The 18,768-nt window shown below is 66.3% G+C and carries 15 protein-coding genes; 9 read left to right on the forward strand and 6 right to left on the reverse strand.

The annotated features are described in order from the left end of the window. Positions 1 to 426 precede the first annotated feature (426 nt). Positions 427 to 993, forward strand: coding sequence for a TIGR03086 family metal-binding protein (locus ACIBJI_RS03295; RefSeq protein ID WP_364341313.1), 567 nt, complete (start codon positions 427 to 429; stop codon positions 991 to 993). Positions 994 to 1,014: 21 nt separating this feature from the next. Here the strand turns inward: ACIBJI_RS03295 and ACIBJI_RS03300 are convergent, their stop codons facing one another. Next, positions 1,015 to 1,584: a GyrI-like domain-containing protein gene (locus tag ACIBJI_RS03300; RefSeq protein WP_397082860.1), complete on the reverse strand. Its 570-nt coding sequence runs from the start codon at positions 1,582 to 1,584 to the stop codon at positions 1,015 to 1,017. 105 nt (positions 1,585 to 1,689) lie between these two features. Between ACIBJI_RS03300 and ACIBJI_RS03305 the strand changes: the two genes are divergently transcribed. Next, on the forward strand, positions 1,690 to 2,592 hold the full coding sequence (locus ACIBJI_RS03305; RefSeq protein ID WP_396957245.1) for a serine hydrolase: 903 nt from the start codon (positions 1,690 to 1,692) through the stop codon (positions 2,590 to 2,592). On the opposite strand, the gene ACIBJI_RS03310 is transcribed toward ACIBJI_RS03305, so the two are convergent. After that, positions 2,544 to 3,491: a LysR substrate-binding domain-containing protein gene (locus ACIBJI_RS03310; RefSeq protein ID WP_364341319.1), complete on the reverse strand. Its 948-nt coding sequence runs from the start codon at positions 3,489 to 3,491 to the stop codon at positions 2,544 to 2,546. The two genes, ACIBJI_RS03305 and ACIBJI_RS03310, sit on opposite strands and share 49 nt — an antisense overlap. A 110-nt stretch (positions 3,492 to 3,601) precedes the next feature. Between ACIBJI_RS03310 and ACIBJI_RS03315 the strand changes: the two genes are divergently transcribed. Continuing rightward, on the forward strand, positions 3,602 to 4,069 hold the full coding sequence (locus tag ACIBJI_RS03315) for a MarR family transcriptional regulator (RefSeq protein ID WP_364341321.1): 468 nt from the start codon (positions 3,602 to 3,604) through the stop codon (positions 4,067 to 4,069). A gap of 16 nt (positions 4,070 to 4,085) precedes the next feature. After that, positions 4,086 to 5,708, forward strand: a complete 1,623-nt coding sequence (locus tag ACIBJI_RS03320) for an MDR family MFS transporter (RefSeq protein ID WP_396957244.1) — start codon at positions 4,086 to 4,088, stop codon at positions 5,706 to 5,708. Between the two features lie 43 nt (positions 5,709 to 5,751). Here ACIBJI_RS03320 and ACIBJI_RS03325 read toward each other — a convergent pair whose 3' ends face one another. Next, positions 5,752 to 6,738, reverse strand: a complete 987-nt coding sequence (locus tag ACIBJI_RS03325; RefSeq protein ID WP_364341323.1) for a helix-turn-helix domain-containing protein — start codon at positions 6,736 to 6,738, stop codon at positions 5,752 to 5,754. A 268-nt stretch (positions 6,739 to 7,006) separates the two neighbouring features. Between ACIBJI_RS03325 and ACIBJI_RS03330 the strand changes: the two genes are divergently transcribed. From ACIBJI_RS03330 to ACIBJI_RS03345, 4 genes are read left to right on the forward strand one after another with little or no spacing between them, the layout of a single operon-like run. Next, positions 7,007 to 7,564, forward strand: a complete 558-nt coding sequence (locus ACIBJI_RS03330) for a cupin domain-containing protein (RefSeq protein ID WP_364341326.1) — start codon at positions 7,007 to 7,009, stop codon at positions 7,562 to 7,564. A gap of 34 nt (positions 7,565 to 7,598) precedes the next feature. Continuing rightward, positions 7,599 to 8,123: a hypothetical protein gene (locus ACIBJI_RS03335; protein ID WP_364341328.1), complete on the forward strand. Its 525-nt coding sequence runs from the start codon at positions 7,599 to 7,601 to the stop codon at positions 8,121 to 8,123. Continuing rightward, a complete protein-coding gene (locus ACIBJI_RS03340) occupies positions 8,120 to 10,858 on the forward strand; it encodes an AAA family ATPase (protein WP_397082862.1) in 2,739 nt (912 codons plus the stop codon). Before ACIBJI_RS03335 ends, ACIBJI_RS03340 begins: the two co-directional genes overlap by 4 nt. Before the next feature lie 31 nt (positions 10,859 to 10,889). Further along, a complete protein-coding gene (locus ACIBJI_RS03345; protein ID WP_397082864.1) occupies positions 10,890 to 12,959 on the forward strand; it encodes a thioredoxin domain-containing protein in 2,070 nt (689 codons plus the stop codon). Here ACIBJI_RS03345 and ACIBJI_RS03350 read toward each other — a convergent pair. The 3 genes from ACIBJI_RS03350 to ACIBJI_RS03360 form a co-directional block, all read right to left on the reverse strand. Continuing rightward, the gene (locus ACIBJI_RS03350; RefSeq protein WP_397082866.1) at positions 12,933 to 14,540 is read right to left on the reverse strand and encodes an adenylate/guanylate cyclase domain-containing protein; all 1,608 of its coding nucleotides are present in this window, start codon (positions 14,538 to 14,540) and stop codon (positions 12,933 to 12,935) included. The genes ACIBJI_RS03345 and ACIBJI_RS03350 overlap by 27 nt on opposite strands. After that, complete coding sequence (locus ACIBJI_RS03355; protein ID WP_364341336.1) at positions 14,537 to 16,792, reverse strand: MMPL family transporter; 2,256 nt, start codon at positions 16,790 to 16,792, stop codon at positions 14,537 to 14,539. The genes ACIBJI_RS03350 and ACIBJI_RS03355 overlap by 4 nt, the downstream gene beginning before the upstream one ends. A 175-nt stretch (positions 16,793 to 16,967) precedes the next feature. After that, positions 16,968 to 17,630 carry a hemolysin III family protein gene (locus tag ACIBJI_RS03360; protein WP_364341384.1) on the reverse strand — a complete coding sequence of 221 codons (663 nt, stop codon included), beginning with the start codon at positions 17,628 to 17,630 and terminating at the stop codon, positions 16,968 to 16,970. A gap of 225 nt (positions 17,631 to 17,855) precedes the next feature. On the opposite strand from ACIBJI_RS03360, the gene ACIBJI_RS03365 reads away from it, so the two are divergent. After that, positions 17,856 to 18,644: an isoprenyl transferase gene (locus tag ACIBJI_RS03365; RefSeq protein WP_364341338.1), complete on the forward strand. Its 789-nt coding sequence runs from the start codon at positions 17,856 to 17,858 to the stop codon at positions 18,642 to 18,644. The last annotated feature ends 124 nt before the right edge of the window (positions 18,645 to 18,768 follow it).

Here is an 18,768-nt window from a genome sequence, read left to right on the forward strand (position 1 = left end):
CGCAGTGCCGGGCCGAACTCCGCAGTGCCGGGCCGAACTCGTCAGTGCTGGGCCGAACTCGTCAGTGCTGGGCCGAACTCGTCAGTGCTGGGCGGAACTCCGCAGTGCTGGGCGGAACTCGTCAGTGCTGGGCCGAACTCCGCAGTGCTGGGCGGAACTCGTCAGTGCTGGGCGGAACTCGTCAGTGCCGGGCCGAACTCCGCAGTGCCGGGCCGAACTCGTCAGTGCTGGGCCGAACTCCGCAGTGCTGGGTGCTCTCGATCATGTGTTGCTCCGGAACGGTATCGGCGCAACCCTTTTGGGGCCTTGTCGTACTGGATTCCGTGATCTGAGCGGCGTTGGATCGAGTTCGGCGGTGTTGGATCGAGTTTGGATGTCACCCGGTCGTGCTACCCCTTCTGCTGACTCTTCGAGCGAAGGATGCCCATGGACAATGTGATCGGACAGATCGACCGCGCACTGGATATGACGGGTGCGATCGTGATCGCCGCTGTCGATGGCGACCGGCTCGCGGCGCCGACGCCGTGTCAGGATTGGGATGTGTATGCGGTGCTCAATCATGCCGTGGGCAATATGCACCGGTTCGCGGCCGAGGTCAGCGGGACCGATGCGGGCGCCGGACTCGAGGACGACTGGCTCGGCATCGATCCGCAGGGTGCCTTCGCCGCGGCCGCCGAGGTGGACCGCGCCGCCTGGCATCGTCCCGACGCCCTGACCGGCACCGTGCACCTGGCTCTCGGCGAGCTACCCGGCCCGGCGGCCGCCATGGTCCATCTCACCGAAGTTGTCGCGCACGGGGTCGATATCGCCGTGGCCATCGACCGTCCCGACCTCGCTGATGACGAATTGTGCGCCGAAGTGCTGACCACCATGCACGCCATGGGCGGGCTCGACGGGTTCCGCAAACCGGGGATGTTCGACGAGGAGGTCACGGTGCCCGCGGACGCACCCGCGCACCGTCGACTGCTCGGCTATCTCGGGCGGGCCTGGTAACCGTTTGTCGCGCGGTCGATCTCAGGCGCGACGTACGGGATGCCGCAGGATCGTGCGGGTATGCGCGTCCGGTGACCTGCGCGGATCCGAGAGGTAGATCTCGTGATGGCGGCCGTTCATGACCAACCCCTCGGCGGCCATGAATGCTTCCATCTTGGCCAGCGTCTCCGGTTCGGTGGCATACGGTCCGATGTGCATGACGTGGATCGCGGTACCCTCGGTCAGCCGCTCGAATCTCGCGCCTGACACCATCTCGTCGGGCACCATCTCGGCGGTGACCACCTCCGGCATGCGGATCATCAGCTTCCATTGCCACTGTTCGCGTGGTACCGACAGCGGCGGCTCATCTGAGTTCACCCACCACTGGCCCTCCAGCTTCGGCACCACGAAATCCTGGCCGTCCGCCTGGGCGATCTTCTTGGCGCCGTAGGCGGTTCGATACAGCCTCTGCACTGCCTCGGTGTAATTCGCGCCGCCGGGTGCGCCGGAGCCGGTGACCGTCAGGTAGCCGTAGGTGTCGAAGGTGCGCAGTTCGGGTTCGGGGGCGGCGTCGTAGTAGTGCCGGTCGCTCTTGGCCAGATCGAGTTTCATTGTGAGCCCTTCGGTATCGAAATCTCGGACGGTGACGAGCGTGAACCCTCCATCGGCGGGAGAGTCAAGCTGACTCGGAGCGATCCGTGTGGAAGTTTGGCTGTCGTGGAGGAGATCTTCGGGAAGGCCGGTGTGCGCGGTTGGTTGCACGCCCGATGTTTCGACTGCGCCGGTGAGGTCGGGCTCGGTGCCGATGAACCGGTGGTGTTGGCGTCGGTGGTGAAGGTGCCCTTGGTGCTGGAGTTCGCCCGTCAGGTGGTCGCGGGCCAGCTCGATCCGACCGATCGGGTGCGGGCCACCGCGGCGGATCGGCTCGGTGGCGTCGGCACCGCGGGATGTCTGGACGATGTCGAATTCAGCCTGCGCGATGCGGCATTCTTCGCACTGACCGTGAGCGACAACACCGCCGCCGACCTGCTCTTCGACCGCGTCGGCCTGGACAATGTGCGCTCACTGACACGCGAATTGGGGCTCACCGAGACCCGGATCGTCGGCTCGCCCAGATTCGTCGTCCAGACCATGGCAGAGGATATCGGCGCATCCGATACCGCCGAATTCGCGCAACGCTTCCCGACCCTGAGTGTGTCGGAAGTGCTCGGCACCCGTGCCATGGATCCGCTGCGCACTACCGCGAGCACGCCGCGCGAGATGACCCGCTTGCTCACCCTGCTCGGCCAGGATCGCGCGGGCGATCCTGCCGCCTGCCGGTGGGTGCGCGAACTCATGGGCGAGCAGCTCAACTGGTACCGGCTCGCCGCGGCCTTTCCGTCGGAGGTGTCGGTGTGGGGCAAGACCGGATCACTGCCCGCTATTCGCAATGAGATCGGGGTGGTGGCATATCCCGGTGGAAGTCGTTATGCCGTAGCGGTTTTCACCAGGGCCGATACCCTCGCCCAGCGGTTGCCCGAGGTGGATCATGCGATCGGCGCCGCCGCCCGGTCGGCGATTCAGCGTATCCGTCACGAACGGCCGAATACGACATTCCACGGCCGCTGCGCCACCTCCTGAGCGGGCGCGGGTCGTGATGCGCCGTCACCCTGGATGACCGTCACGATCAGCTCGGCCAGTTCGCGCATCAGCGGATGGGGTGCCGCTGCGGGCCAGGCCAGCGAGAGTCGCCAGCTCAGTGCGTCGGTCAGCGGTCGCCAAACGACGCGCGGTTCCTTTTGCGCGACCATGCCCTGGTCGAAGGCGACGCCGCGGCCGGAAAGCACCATGCCCAGCACGAATTCGGGATTGCGGGCGTGCTGGACGCGGGTGGGTCGGAAGCCGTGCTCCCAGCAGGTGCGCATGGTCGCGTCGTAGAGGCCGGGCGCGGCGGCCCGCGGAAAGATCACCAGACCGAGTCCGGCCAGGTCGGCGAGGGTGAGCGCGGAGCGTGTGGCCAGCGGCGAATCGCGTGGCAGCACCACGCCGAGCGGTGTTTCGATCTCGGGGCCGAGTTCGAGTCCGACCACGTCGACCGGATGTTGCAGCAGTCCGGCGTCGAGTTGGCGGTCGGCGAGCAGTCGGATCTGCTCGGCGGTGGTCAGTTCCTGTAGGTCGACTCGGACGTCACGGCTTTCGAATGCTGTAAGCATCGCGGCGAGCACCCGTCCGGCCAGTTCGGGTGGGACACCGACCCGCAGCGCATCGATCTCACCCCGATGCGCCTTGCCCACCAGCCGTCGCGCCCGATCCCAGCGGGCGAGCAGATCGCGGGCTTCCACGAGCAGGATCTGGCCCGCCTCGGTGAGTTCGACGCGTCGGCTGTCCCGGTCGAAGAGTCGCGCGCCGAGATCCTGCTCGAGTTTGCGGATGCGCTGGCTCAGCGGGGGCTGCGCGATGCCGAGGCGTTCGGCGGCGCGTCCGAAGTGCAGTTCTTCGGCGACGGCGACGAAGTACCGCAGCTGGCGCAGGGAGTCCACGCTGTGACGATATCTGCCGCTGGCCCGCAATGGAGCCAATATTTGCTTAGCGTAAGCAACTAATATATAGTTGCATACCGCAAACAACTAATCTCGTGCTGGGAGTCGGCATGGCAGTCTCACCCGATACCGCGCAGAGCCTGATCAAGGAGCTGTATCTGATCGGCCGCGCGATCCGCCTCGCCCTCATCCATCCGGAGGAGGGCGACATGCTCCCCGGCGGGGTCGCGGTGCTGGGCACCCTCGAGGCCAAAGGACCGTGCCGACAGGTCGACCTGGCCGTCGACCTGTGCCTCAGCGCATCGGTATTGAGCAGACACGTCGCGGAATTGGTCGCCGCCGGATACATCAGCAGGCAGGCCGACCCCACCGACGGCCGTGCCTCCCGCATTCGGATCACCGACGCGGGAAGCGAACTGCTGCAACGAGTTCGGGCGTCGAGGGCGGCGGGGTTGCAGACCGCCCTCGCGGACTGGGACGAACACGAGGCGGAACAGGCGTGTGCGGCAGTGCACAAGCTCAGGAACTCACTCGTCGCCCATATCCACCGCACCGATGACCACCAGCCGGTTTCGTAAGAGAGTCAGGTAGTAGATGTCCACACCAGTACAGGCGCCGCGGCGGGAGATGACTCACCGCGAAATCCTCGAAGCGATGACCGGATTACTGGCCGCGCTGTTCACGGCGCTGCTCAGCACCACGATCGTCTCGACCGCGCTGCCGACGATCATCGGTGATCTGCAGGGGTCGCAGACCGCATACGCCTGGGTCATCACCACGGCGCTGCTGGCCAATGCCGCATCCACCCCGATCTGGGGCAAGTTCGCCGACCTGTTCAATAAGAAGCTGCTGGTCCAATCGGCCATCGTCATCTTCGTCGCCGGCTCGATCATCGCCGGAGTCGCGCACAACGTGCCGGTGCTGTTGGTCGCTCGCGTCGTCCAAGGTATCGGCATGGGCGGTTTGACCGCCCTGGTCGTGGCGATCATCGGTTCGATCGTCGCGCCTCGCGAACGCGGTCGGTACTCGGGCTATATGGGCGCGGTAATGGCGGTATCGATGTCGGGCGGCCCCATCCTCGGCGGCGTCATCGTCGACAGCCCGCTCGGCTGGCGCTGGTGCTTCTTCGTGTGCGTGCCCATCGCGGTGATCGCGCTGGTGCTGCTGCAGCGGACGCTGCGGCTGCCCACCGAGCGCAAGGCGGGCGTGTCGATCGACTGGCTAGGTGCGGCGCTGCTGACCGCCGGTGTTTCGGTGCTGCTGATCTGGGTGTCGTTCGCCGGAAAGGCGAACTACTACGCCTGGATCTCCACGGAGTCGGCGCTCTACGTCGGTGCCGGTGTACTGCTGCTGATCGCGACCGTGTGGGTCGAGTCCCGCGCCAAGTCGCCGATCATCCCGTTGTCCATCGTCACCGAACGCACCACGGGTCTGGCGATCATCGCCTCGATCGCCGTCGGTGTCGGCATGTTCGGTGCGACCACCTTCCTCGGACAGTACTTCCAGACCGCGCGCGGCTACTCGCCGACCGTGGCGGGCGTCCTGACCATCCCGCTGGTGGCGGGCATGCTGACCGCATCGGTCGGCTCCGGCCAGCTGATCACCCGGTTCGGCAAGTGGAAGAGCTTCGTCGTCAGCGGCGGCGCGCTGCTGGTGGTCGGGTTCGGGCTGCTGTCCACGATCGACCACGCGACCAACCTGTGGCTGGTCGGCATCTACATCGCCGTCGTCGGGCTCGGCGTCGGCATGATGATGCAGAACCTGGTGCTGGCCGTGCAGAACACCGTGAGCGTGCACAATATCGGCGCGGCATCCAGCAGCGTCGCCTTCTTCCGCACGTTCGGCGGCGCGATCGGGGTATCGGTGCTGGGGTCGGTGCTGGCAACCCAGGTCAGCGATCTGTCCAAGGCAGGGTTTGCCAAACTTGGCATTCAGACGACCTCCTCCGGCGGCGGCAACCTCGATCTCGACGCCCTCCCCGGACCCATCGCCACCATCGTGCGCGCCTCCTACGGCGACGCGACCGGCCGGATCTTCCTGATCGCCGCGGCCGCAACGGTCGTCGCCCTCATCGCGACCGCCTTCCTGCCGAACCGCCCGCTGCGCCGCACGGTCGACATCGAGCCTGCCCTCGATCCGATGCATTCGGATGCGGACTCCACGCACACCGATGACGTGGGCTCCGCGCATAAGGTCGCGGAACCGGCGCTGCGCTAGCGAATCCAGCAATTGATGAAGGCCCCGGAGCGGATCGCACTCCTCAGCTGGCTGCTTCGGCGAGCGCCCCGCGGGCGCGGCCCGTCAGTCCCTCGCGGAGCTCGCCGGGAGTGGTGTCGAAGCGTCGACGGAAGGCCTTGCTGAAGCTGCTGGTCGAACCGAAGCCCAGGTCCGTTGCGATATCGGTGATACTTCGGTGCCGGTAGGCAGGGCTGCGCAGACGGTCGCGCGCCAGTTGCAGGCGTTCTTCCCGGATGACTTCGCTTGGCGTAGTGCCGACATTGCTGAACGCCAGTTGAATTTGACGCAGTGACCAGCCGAGCTCACCGGCGATGCGTGTGCCGGTTAGCTCGGGATCTCCGGCGTGGTCGTGGATATACCGGCGCGCGACCGCTTCGACATGGGCGAGCTGGGAGGCTGAACTCGCCGGTTCGCCGAGGATCTGCATGCAGAGCAGATCCACCAGCCGTTCGGAGACGCTGTCGAATTGGAGGTCGGTGAGTGCGGTGCATTCGGCGTACAGGCCGCCGAGGATTCCGTCGGTCACCCGTCCGAGCCCGGTCGTGAGATCCAGCGGGTGGTCGGGTGGAACGACGCGGTTGAGGCGATGCCGTATCTCCTTGCGCGGAATGGTGATGATCACCCCCTGCGTGCCGTCGGACATCGACATGGCGTAGGGCCGGTCGACGGCCACCAGACACATTGTTCCCGGGTCGAGAGTCCCGTACCCGTCGTTCGTGCGGAAGGACAGTCGCCCGACGAAAGGGACGATCAACCGGTAGTCGTCATCGGGGTCGGCACGGATGTGGCTCGGGTTGCGAAGGTAGGTGATGGCCTCCGATTTCCACCCGACCAGCTGGTAGGCGTCGGTGCGCCGGAGTCGAGTGTGCCCCTGGAAGGTGTTGGGGCTGGGAAATCTGTAGCCCAGCCGGCAGTGGTATGTGCTGATCAGATCGGCCCAGTAGTCGGCTCGCTCATGTGGATCCACCGCACTTGTCGAGGTGGAGCCGGCAATAGCCGCTTGATTCATGAATATCGCCTCCGACTCGGCGCTCATCGGGAGCCCGGGGCAGACCCCGATTTCGAGAAGAGTTTAGAGCAGACCCGCGCGGATCACCGCCGGAGCAAGCATTGCCGGTTTTCGAGTTCTGCGCGTTCGGACCATTCTCGTGCGCTTCAGGACAAGCGGCCATGCTCGGGCGGCGGCTACGGTCCGAATAGCTGATGTCCGGATCGGCCGCCGCGGCTACCGGTGCCGGCCCGATTCAGCTGGTTGCGGACGAGCGTCAGGAGTTCATATGCGCAGAATCGTGGTCGGTGACGACGGAACCGGACAGGGACGGGTCCTGGCCGACGACAGCACTGATCCGCTGACATTGGCGCTGCTGCCCGGTGCCGAGATCTATCGGATGTGGGAACTCGACGAGCTACCCGATCTGCCGGTCGACCGGATGCCTCCGCAGACCGATACGCGCTACTTCCCCGGTCCGGGTGGACTGCGTTTCGGATTCATCTCCGTACCGCCGGGGCTGACCTATGAGCGCGACGTCGATCTGTCCGAGGAGGAGATGGCGGCCGTTGCCGCGGAAGCGGAGACGAAACTGCCGGGAATGATGGCGGCCTTCGATCCCGCCGCGCCCGGCATGCACAGCACCGCGAGCATCGATTTCATCGTCGTGCTCAGCGGGCAAGGCCGCATGCGCCTCGGCGACGATGTCGATGTATCGCTGCGATCGGGCGATTGCTTGATCCAGCACGGCACACCACACGCATGGTTCAACGACGGTGCGGTGCCGTTCGTCTTCTGTTACACCCTCTGCGGTGTCGTCGACCGGAATGTGCCGATGAAGCCATGACCGATCTCCAGCATCCACGGGGGAGGTCTCTTGCATGAAGGGCGTCGGAAGTCGTTGGCACAGCTTCGAATACACCCCCGTGGCCCCCGGTCCGTGCGCCGTAGCCGTCGAGCCCGCGACGGTCGGGGTGACGCAGGTGTTCGTCGATTGCCTGGTAGTGCGAGTCGTCGTCGAACCGGGCGATTGTCCCTTGACCGCCGAGGCCGTTCGCGCGATCCGGTACCTGTGCCTCGTCAGCGAGGCGGCCTATATCGTCATCGCCGGAACTCCGCACTACGCGACCCCTGGTAGCCGAGTCACGCCGTCCGCCGATCCACCGGATGTCCTCGTCCACTTCGCCGACACACTCGATGTGCTGTCGGATCTCGCCGAACGACTGGGGGAGTACGGGGAACGGGTCCACCTGATGCCGTTCGGATGGAAGCTCACCTGCCGCGCCGAAAAATCGGCACGTCAATGGGATTTGCCATCCATCGCTGTATCCCCCTCCGGGTATGTCGATGTGGTGGCGGATCCAGTCGGAATCGATCATCGGGCGCGAGAATGTGCGGTTCGTTGACGACGAGGCCCTCCGAGGAGTCCTGCACGACAGTGGTGATCGGTCGCGATGCCGAGATCGAGAGGCTGGCGGCGGTCGCGTCGCGGACCGCCGCGGGACACGGCGCCGTGGTGCTGGTGCAGGGCGAACCAGGTGTCGGCAAGACGTCGCTGTTGGACGCGGTCAGGGTGCGGTGTGTGGCGATGGGCCTGCACATTCGACTCGGAGCGGCCAGGGAACAGCAGCAGACCGTGCCGTTCGCCGCGCTGCTCTCCTGGCTCGATGTCGACCACGACACCGACACGCCGGCGGCAGATCCGATCCTCGATCACATCGAGGCCTGGTGCGCTACCGGCCCGCTCGCGCTGATCATGGACGACGTCCACTGGGCCGACAGGTCGAGTGTGTCGGTATTGCAGCGGCTGTGCGCCCGCATCCGTGATCTGCCGCTACTGCTACTGCTCGGGGCCCGTCCACAGCCTCAGGACTCGGCGTTTGCCGCGCTGTCAGCCGAACTCGTCGCACGCCGCGCCACGCTGATCCGGCTCGGTGGGCTCGCCGACGCGGCGGCCGCGAAACTGGTGTCGCAGATCGTCTGCGCCGCCCCCGGCCCGCGGTTGCTGCGGGAGGTGGCGGGGGCGAGTGGAAATCCGCGCTATATCACCGAGTTGGTGGTCGCCTTGCTGCGCGAGCAGGCGATCACAACGGTCGCCGACACCGCAGAGATCACCGAGGCGGTCGCTGGTCAGCGCCCGTCCACGACACTCGCGCAGGCGATTTCGCGGCGGCTGGACTTTCTACCGCGCCGGACATGGAATGTGCTGGCGGCTGCCGCCGCGCTCGGCCCGGTCGTGGACGTCCCGGAATTGGCGTCGGTGCTGAACCGTCCCCTCCTGGATGTGTGGGGCGTCGTCAGTGATGCGATGGTGACCGGACTGCTCGAACTCGTCGACTCCGAAGTGATTTTCCGGCACGAATTGGTCCGCCGAGTGGTGTCCGATCAGCTGCCCGCCACGGTGCGCGGCCGTCTGCTGCGCCGGACGGGAGAGGTCCTGCAGGCCAGCAACGCACCGATCGAGCGGATCGCACATTATCTGGCGGTCGCCGACTATGAACTGGACCATGCGAGCATCGACTGGCTGGTTGCTGTGGCGGACGAGCTGGCCTTTCGAGCACCCGAGCTGGCGGTGCGGCTGTTGCGGCGCGCGACCACGGCCGCAGAGGCCGATAATCCACAGCTGATCCGCTTATATATCGGGGCGCTGCTGCGCAGCGGCCGATCTGCCGAGGCGGAGGCCGAGGTGCGCGGTGCGCTGTCGACACGGCCGGAGTTTCGCGACGATATCGAAATGCGCTGGCTGCTCGCCCAAGCCTGCCAAGCCCGGGGCAGAATGGCCGATGCCGTCGAGGTTGTCGAAACAGCGCTGCGCACAATGGATCTCGAGGTCGAGGCGGCGGGCCGCTTCCAAGGCATGTACGCGGTGCACAGCTTGTTCCTCGAACGGTTCGATGTGGCCGAGTGGGCCGGCCGAAAGGCGATCTCGCTGGGGAAATCCAGTGCGGATCCTCGCAGCATGGGGTACGGCCTCACCGCCGTGGGTGCCCTCCGCTACACCCGCGGAGATCTCGCTGAGGCGCTGGAGCTGAGCACGCGGATACCGATCGTCTCGACCGACGGCAGCGGCCCGGACCAGTTCGATCCCTATGCACTGCGAGCACACTGTCTGATCGAGCTCGATCGCCTGACGGATGCCGAAGATGTGCTGGAACAGGCGATAGCGCACAACCGCCGCAGCCATGGCGTGTACCTGTCCTCGAATCTGGTCGCCAAGGCACGGCTCTACCTGCTGGACGGTCGCTGGGATGACGCGGTAGCCGAATGCAGCGTGAGCACGGGGGCGCCGGACGTGCTCGGATACTCGACGGTCGCGCGTGCCATGGCGGCGCTCATCGGTATTCACCGCGGCACGTTCCTGCCGGACGTGGACAGCATTCCCATACCGGACGACCTCGCGGGCAGCACCGGCTACGCGCACTTGCACCTGTGGGCCCAAGCATTGGCACATGAGGCGCACGGCCATCCGGACCTGGCCTTGAAGCTGCTCGTCGACGCCCATCAGCGACTGGCCGACGGTTTGGCCGCGGCGACGCTTTACTACATCTTTCCGGATATCGCCCGACTGGCCGCGGACCTCGGCGACAGGGATGCGGCGCTGTCAGTGGCGGCCGGCGCCAACGAACTCGCGGCGCGACAGCCGACCGCCTCCAGGAGTGGCACAGCGCTGCTGTGTCGAGGTCTGGTCGAGCGCGATTCCGATAGCCTGCTGGCGGCCGCCCAGGCCTTCCGGAGGTCCGGACGGCCGTTCTACGAAGCGCAAGCACACGAGAACGCCGCCGTGCTACTCGCCGCGCAGGGACGCGATCTGGACGCCCGTCGCTCGCTGGACTCCGCGATAGGGATCTATAGCCGACTCGGCGCATCGTGGGATACCGCCCGTACCGACGCGCGCCTGCGACGGTACGGGCTTCGGCGAGGTGTGCGAGGTCGGCGCAACCGCCCCAAATCCGGCTGGGCGGCGCTGACCGATACCGAGCGCAAGGTCGCCGCGCTGGTCGCCGAAGGCTGCTCCAATTCCGGCATCGCGGCGCAAATGTTCTTGTCGCGTCGCACGGTTCAGTCCCACGTATCCAAGATCCTCGGCAAACTCGAGCTGCGATCACGGCGCGAGATCCCAGCGAGCGTGCCGCATACCTGACGTGGACGGCGGTCCGTGAGAAGCTGACAGGGTGAACCGGCTCCGGAACGCAACTTCTCCGTACCTTCGCCAGCATTCGGACAATCCGGTGCACTGGCAGGAATGGGATGCCCAGGCGCTGGCCGAGGCCCGAGGGCGGGATGTGCCGATCCTGCTCTCGATCGGCTACGCGAGTTGTCACTGGTGTCATGTGATGGCGCACGAATCGTTCGAGGATGCGCGGACGGCGGCGCAGATGAACGACAACTTCGTGTGCATCAAGGTGGATCGCGAGGAGCGGCCGGATCTGGACGCGGTCTATATGAATGCCACGGTGGCGATGACCGGTCAGGGCGGCTGGCCGATGACGTGCTTCCTCACGCCGGACGGTGAGCCGTTCTACTGCGGCACCTACTACCCGAAGGTGCCGCGCGGCGGGATGCCGTCGTTTACGCAGTTGCTGACGGCCGTTACCGATACCTGGAATACCCGGCGCGATGAGGTGGATACGGCCTCCGCGCAAGTGGCCGAAGCGCTGCGTGCGCAGGCCGCCGGACTGCCCGAGGCCGACGTGACGATTTCGGTCGAACTGCTCGATCATGCGGTCGCGGCGGTGCTGCGCGATGAAGATCCCAAGCACGGCGGATTCGGTGGTGCGCCGAAGTTTCCGCCATCGGCTTTGTTGGAGGGGCTGCTGCGCAGTTGGGAGCGCACCGGCGACGCCGCGACTTTCGACGTGGTGAATCGGACGGCTGAAGCAATGGCGCGCGGCGGTATCTACGACCAGTTGCGCGGCGGATTCGCCCGTTACTCCGTCGACGCCGCTTGGGTAGTGCCGCATTTCGAGAAGATGCTCTATGACAATGCGCAACTGCTGCGCGCCTACGCGCATCTCGCTCGCCGAAACCGTGAGCGAGAGTCTTTGGTGCACAGGGTTACTCGCGAGACAGTGGAGTTCATTCTCGATGACCTCGGCACCGACCACGGCGGGTTCGCGTCCGCGCTGGATGCCGACACCCACTTGGAGCCGGGCGGACCGGGGGTCGAAGGCGCGACATATGTTTGGACACCCGCCGAGCTGATCGGTGCACTCGGACCTATCGAAGGTACTTGGGCTGCGGAGGTTTTCGGGGTAACCACCGCCGGTAACTTCGAACAGGGCACCTCGGTACTCACCCGATATGTCGATCCGGATGCACTGTCCGACGACGGGACCAGGGCGGCCGCCCGCGAACGCTTCGAACGTGCCCGCGCCGCACTGCGCGAGGCCCGTGCTCGACGCCCACAGCCGGACCGCGACGACAAGGTGGTGACCGCCTGGAACGGAATGGCGATTACCGCGCTAGCCGAAGCAGGTTCCGCACTGCGGCAAGATGATTGGGTGGAAGCCGCCGCCCGCTGCGCCCGCTTTCTGCTGGCCGAGCATGTGGTCGACGGCCGGGTGCGCCGCGCCTCGCTCGGCGGGGTGGTCGGCACGTCTCCAGGCGTTTTGGAGGACTACGCCTGGCTGGTCACCGGCCTGCTCGCCTTACACCAGGCCACCGGCGAACTCGACTGGCTCGAACACGCACAACGCCTGCTGGACAAGGCAATCCAACACTTCGCCGACGCCGCCGCACCCGGCAGTTGGTTCGATACCGCCGACGACGCCGAAACCCTGGTCGCCCGTCCCCGCGATCCCATCGACGGTGCAACACCCGCAGGCGCATCCGCTCTGGCCGAAGCCCTCCTCACAGCCGCCGCCACCAGTGCTCCCGAACCCGCCCTCCGCTACCGCGAACTGGCAGACCGAACCCTGCAACGCGGTGCCGTAGTCCTCGCCCGCGCCGCACGCTCGGCAGGCCAATGGCTGACCGTAGCCGAAGCCGCCCTCCGTGGACCCCTCCAAGTGGCCATCGCCCTACCCGACACCTCGACCGCGGCAACGGAATTGATCGCCACTGCCCGCACCGAAGCCCCCGGTGGCACCGTCATCATCGCCGCCCCCGCCAACTCGGTCCCCCTCCTAGCCGACCGCTCCCCAGTCAACGGCACACCCTCTGCCTACGTCTGCCGCGGCTCCGTCTGCGACCTCCCGGTAACGACCACGCCCGATCTACGCGCCTCCCTGAACCGGCCCTAGCCGCGAGGCGGCCGCTCCCGATTCGGTTGTCGCTGTTCGTACTTCGGCGATCGCACTGATGGCGGCCGCATCAGTATCGGGTTCCGCCCCATTGGAAGTCGGGGCGTCCTCCACATCGGTCCAGCAGGCAGTCGGTTCGGGCATTCCGCGCAGCAGAATGTTCTCGTAGAGAACCCATTTGGCGCGCTCGTGCTCGGCCGCCGCATCGATGACCGCGCTGCTCACCAGGATTCGGCGCGGCACCTCCTTCGCCTCGGTGGTCAGCCGGGCCGCTTCATTGACCGCATCGCCGATCACCGTGTACTCCAACCGCGTATCGGAGCCGATATCACCCGCGAACACTCGTCCACGTGCGACGCCGATGCCGATATCGAGTTCGCCGGTGGCCGTGACCTCGTCGCGAATGCGCCGCGCGGCTCGCAGCGCGGGTGTCGCATTGTCCCGCAATGCGATCGGCGCACCGAAGATGCACAGCGCCGCATCGCCCTCGAACTTGTTGACCAGCCCGTTGTTCTCCTCGGTCGCCGCAACCACGATCGCGAGCAGTCGATTGAGCTTGGCCACGAAATCATGCGGCGTCAGACCGCTGGACAGCTCGACGGATCCGGTGACATCGACGAACAGCGCCGACACCTCGCGCACATCGCCGGTCAGATCGACCCCGCCCGCCAACGCCCGCTCGGCGACCTCCGCGCCGACGTGCCGGCCGAATACATCCCGCATCCGCTCGCGTTCACGCAGATTGACGGCGAGTTCATTGACCGAATTCTCCAGCCGCCCGATCTCGCTGGTGCTGCCGACGGGAACCCGAACATCGAACTCGCCCTTGGTGATCCGATCGAGCGCTCGGCGCAGCGTGCGCATCGGCGTCGCGACCGAACGGGCCAGGATCGCGGTCGCAAGCGCGCCGGATCCGATGCCGACAATGGAGAGGTAGATGGCGGCGCGGACGCGGTCCGGTGCGCCGGAGGCCGGATCGGCGAGCACCGTGATCAGCATGAGCAGCGGCATCGCACCTGCCACCGCCCAGGTCATCACGACTCGCATCAGCACCGAGGAACTCCAGTGCGCGGTGGGGCCGAGCACCCCCGACACCACCGGAATGGTCGGGCGGATCAGCCGGTCGACGATCAGGAAGGTGAATCCGGCCGATTGCAGCGCGCCCATGGTGAACAGCGCCGTGGTCACCGCCGCACTGTTGTGCGCGGATAGATGCGAGAGCATCGAGGCCGCCACGATCACGCCGGGCAGCCATATCGCCAGCGCTCGGGCGGTGATCGCGATCGGTAGGCGCAGCAGTCGTCGCGACTCGTCGACGGTCGGCTTGCGCCCGTCATCGAGCCACCCGAAATACACGGTCCGATCGCGCACGGCGAGCCCGACCCCGGCCAGGAAACCCATTACCGGATAGATCGACGCCAGCCCGATGATTCGCCGCCAGTCATCCCCGATCCGCCCGAAAAATCCACTGAGCCACAGCTCGGTCACGATCACCGCGAGGCCACCGAGATTCGCGGCGATCACCACCGCAGCCAACCCCCACCGAGCCTTCAGGGCCCAAACAACCAGCTTGGTGATCACGATGCCCTGACATCCGGAGCGGAACCAGCCTGCGCTGGTGCGTGCGGGCGCACCGAAACCCCGACGCGCACGGGCGCCCCCGATCCGGGCAGCCACCAGTTCCAGGTTCCGAACAGCTTCATCAGCGCGGGCACCAAGACCAACCGCACGAACGCCGCATCGATCGCTACGGCCACCGCAAGCGCCAACCCGACCTGCTTCAGCTCCAGCACGCTCGCGGTCAGGAAGCTGCCGAAGATCACCACCATGATCGCCGCCGCCGCGCTGATCGGGCGGGCTGTGTGTTGGAGCCCGGCCGCCACGGCGTATTCGTTATCGGCCGCGGTGCGCGCGGAGTTCTCCCAGAATTCCTTGATCCGGCGGATCAAGAACACCTCGTAGTCCATCGACAGGCCGAACAGGATCGCGAAGACCATGGTCGGCAGGAATACCTGGATGAACCCGGTGCTGTGGAATCCGAGCAGCGACTCGCCGACGCCCCACTGGAACACCGCCACGGTAATGCCCAGCGCCGCGCCGGTGGCCAGCAGATTCATAACTATTGCCTTGATCGGAAGCGCGATGCTGCGGAAGGCAGCAATGAGGAACACGAACGAGCAGCATAGAACCAGCGCGACCACCAGTGGCAGTTTCCCCGTGATCTCGTCGGACATATCCGCGAACTCCGCCGTCGCACCGCCGACCAGCACGTCGCCGGGCAGTGCGGTGGCCCGTTCGCGGATCTCCCGGACGAGTTGATCGGCCTCGGTGGAATCGAATGCGGTCTTGGCCACCACCATCGCGAAGACCCGTCCGTCCCGCTGGATCGGCAGCACCTGTTCGATGCGCTCATCCGAGCGGAGTGCGGTCAGGAAGTTCTGCACCTCGCCGGTCGCCGTGGCGGTCAGCGGCGTATCGCCGGAACCAGTCACCACGATCGTGATCGGCGCGAGCAGTCCGGGCGCGAAATTCTCCGAGGCGACCTTGCTTGCCTTGCCGGAGGCGGTATCGCCCATCGCCGCGGTGCCCATATCCATGCCGTAGCGAATTCCGGTCAGCGGCGCGGCCGCCACCAGCAACACCAGCGTGGCCGCGATACCGAAAACCACCGGCCGCGCCATCACGATCCGACTCCAGCGCGCCCAGCGCCCGCTCGCCGGATCGGCATCCGATCCGGGACGGGTCTCCAACGGCTGCCACCGCGCGGGCAGCGCACCGCGATTCACCCGCGGCCCGAGCATTGCCAGCACCGCGGGCAGCAGCGTGAGCGCCACCATCAGCGTGGCCACGACCGCGATCGCGACGCCGACCGCGATACCGCGGAACACCGGCGCACGCACCACAACCAGTGAGCACAGCGAGATCATCACAATGAAGCCCGAGGCGACGATCGTCTTACCTGCCGTGGCGATCGCGATCCCGCAGGCATGCGCCACACCGGCTGCGGAACTTGCGGAACTGCCGCCCGGCTTCGCGAGCTCTTCGCGGAACCGGCTGACCACGAACATCGCATAGTCCAGCCCGATGCCGGTGCCGATCATGGTCGCGACCGCGAGCAACAACGAACTGGTCGCCATCACATGCGACAGTAGAAACAGTCCGCCGAACGCGAGCAAGAGCCCGGTCAACGCCACCATGACCGGCACCAATGCCGCGACCACCGTGCCGAGCGCGAGGATGAGCAGTACGAATGCCACCGGCAGGCCCAGCGCCTCGGCCTGCCCGGAATCGGCCACCTCGATTTCCATCAGATCCCGCAGCACCGGTGAGAAGCCGGTGAGGCCGACGCTCACCCCGTCACCAGAGCACTGCCCCGCCCGTTCCTGCAGCTCACCGGCCAACTCAGCCCGCGCCGGAATCGAGCCGTCGATCCCGATGACCGCAAGCGCCGCATGTCTGCTCACCGAGATCTGCGACTTCTGATCCCCTTGGAACGGACCCACCGCGACCCGTACCCCGGGCACTCCACGCAAATCCGCGACTGCCCGCTCCACGATCGCCCGGTAGACCGGATCATCGACGGTGCGCTGCTCCGAATCGAAGACCAGCGCAAGCTGTTCGGCACCCAGATCGGGATAGTGCGCCGCGAGCAGTTCCGTGATCCGCGTCGATTCCGCCTTGTCGGCATGGAACTCCATGGCCTCCAGGCGGCCGTTGAGCTGCGGGTAGGCGACGGCGCACGCGGCGATCAAGATCAACCACACCACGCCGACGATCCGCCGATGCTGTGCCATCGCAACGCCCCAGCGGTAGCCGATCCCCCGCTCGCTCACGGCCTGCCTTCTGCCGGCATCGATCCTCTGCTGTGCCATCTCGCCCCGCCATCTTCCGGATCCGGATCCGTCCCCAACTCTATTGCCGCAAAGGGCAATTCGGCATGTCCACGATGTTCCGTCCGGGCACCCGGGTCAGAGCAGGGCACCCCTGTGTCGGGATGCCCAGACGTTCTCAGCGCAAGACGACCAACCAGATCGCGGCGTAGTGGCACAGCGCGGCGAGCACGGTCGCCGCGTGGAAGAACTCGTGGTGGCCGAACACCATGGGCCAAGGGTTCGGCCATTTGGTCGCGTAGAGGATCGCGCCACCGCTGTAGACCAGACCGCCGATGAGCAGCAGGATCAGCGGTGCGATCCCGATATTCGTATTGAGCTGTCCGGCCACCGGCACGATCGCCCAACCCAACAGCAGATACAGCGGCACCCCGACCCAGCGGGGAGCGGTCGGCCACAACAGTTTCAATGCCACCCCGGCCAGCGCGCCCAGCCACACCACGAGCAGCAGTATCTGTCCGGTCCGTCCGGGCAGGCCGAGTAATGCGAACGGTGTATAGCTGCCCGCGATGAACAGGAAGATCATCGAATGATCGGCGCGCTTCATCTGGATGCGTGCCTTTGTGGTCGCCCAGGTCACCCGGTGGTAGACGGCGCTGATACCGAACAACCCGCACACGGTCAGCCCATAGATGAGGGTGGACCAACCTGCCGTCGCTGAGACGGTTGCGGCCTTCAAGACCAATACGAGCACCGCGATTGCCGCGATGCCCACAGCCCAGGTGTGAATCCAGCCCCGCATCCGCGGCTTGAGCAGCGTTGACGAGTTCGGGATCGCCACCGGTGTCGTATCGGTCGCGCCAGCCGTTTCGGACACGAGTTACCTCCTAGTGATACCCGTCAGTAACTTACGGTACCGTAAGTTGTGGCCTCCCGTCACTGTACGCGGAAACCCGCGGCGTGAGCGACGGGCCCGGAGGCGGCAGCGGAGCGTAACCACGGAGGGCACCGTGAACGCCGCGATCGAACACAGTCGATGCCGGGATCACGCCGCTGAGGCGTAGGGTTGGTCGCCGTGGAGCTTCCGAGTCAGGTGCGTGGTTTGCCATACCGCATCTACGAGGCGCGGCTGTCCAAGCAGCTGGCCGGCAAACAACATCCTCGGCACGTCGCGGTGATGTGCGATGGTAATCGGCGCTGGGCCAGAGAAAACGGTTTCACCGATGTGAGCCACGGACATCGAGTCGGCGCGCTGAAAATCGCCGAACTTGTCGGCTGGTGTGCGGACGAGGGCATCGAGATGGTGACCGTGTATCTGCTGTCCACCGAGAATCTGCAGCGCGATCCCGACGAACTGGAGACCCTGTTCGAGGTGATCACCGATGTCGTCGAGGAGCTGTCGGCACCGGAACAGAACTGGAGCGTGCGCATCGTCGGCACGCTCGACGGCTTCCCGGAGCTGGTAGCCAAGCGGCTGCGCACCGCGGCAGAACGCACCAGCGGACGCGACGGTTTGCACGTGAACGTCGCAGTCGGCTACGGCGGTCGGCAGGAGATCGCGGATGCGGTCCGCAAGTTGGTGCGCCAGGAGATCGCGGCGGGGGAGATCGGTGAGGATCTGGTCCAGTCGATATCGGTGAACTCCATCGGCCAGCACCTCTACACCTCCGGTCAGCCCGATCCCGATCTGGTCATCCGAACCTCCGGTGAGCAGCGGCTTTCCGGGTTTCTGCTGTGGCAGAGCGCATACTCGGAAATATGGTTCACCGAGGCGTACTGGCCGGAATTCCGGCGGGTGGATTTCCTGCGCGCCTTACGCGACTACGCCGCTCGACATCGCCGGTTCGGTGTCTAATTTGCAGCGCCTGCGGCGCCGCGTGTTCGCGGCCCCCTGGTGTCTCGCGTCCGAGCCGTCGAGACTCGCGCCTGCGGGGGCGGGGGGTGGCAGGCGCGGGCGCGCGGCGGGGCGCGCCAACCAC

The organism is Nocardia sp. NPDC050408 (genome assembly GCF_044458905.1).
Classification (GTDB): domain Bacteria; phylum Actinomycetota; class Actinomycetes; order Mycobacteriales; family Mycobacteriaceae; genus Nocardia.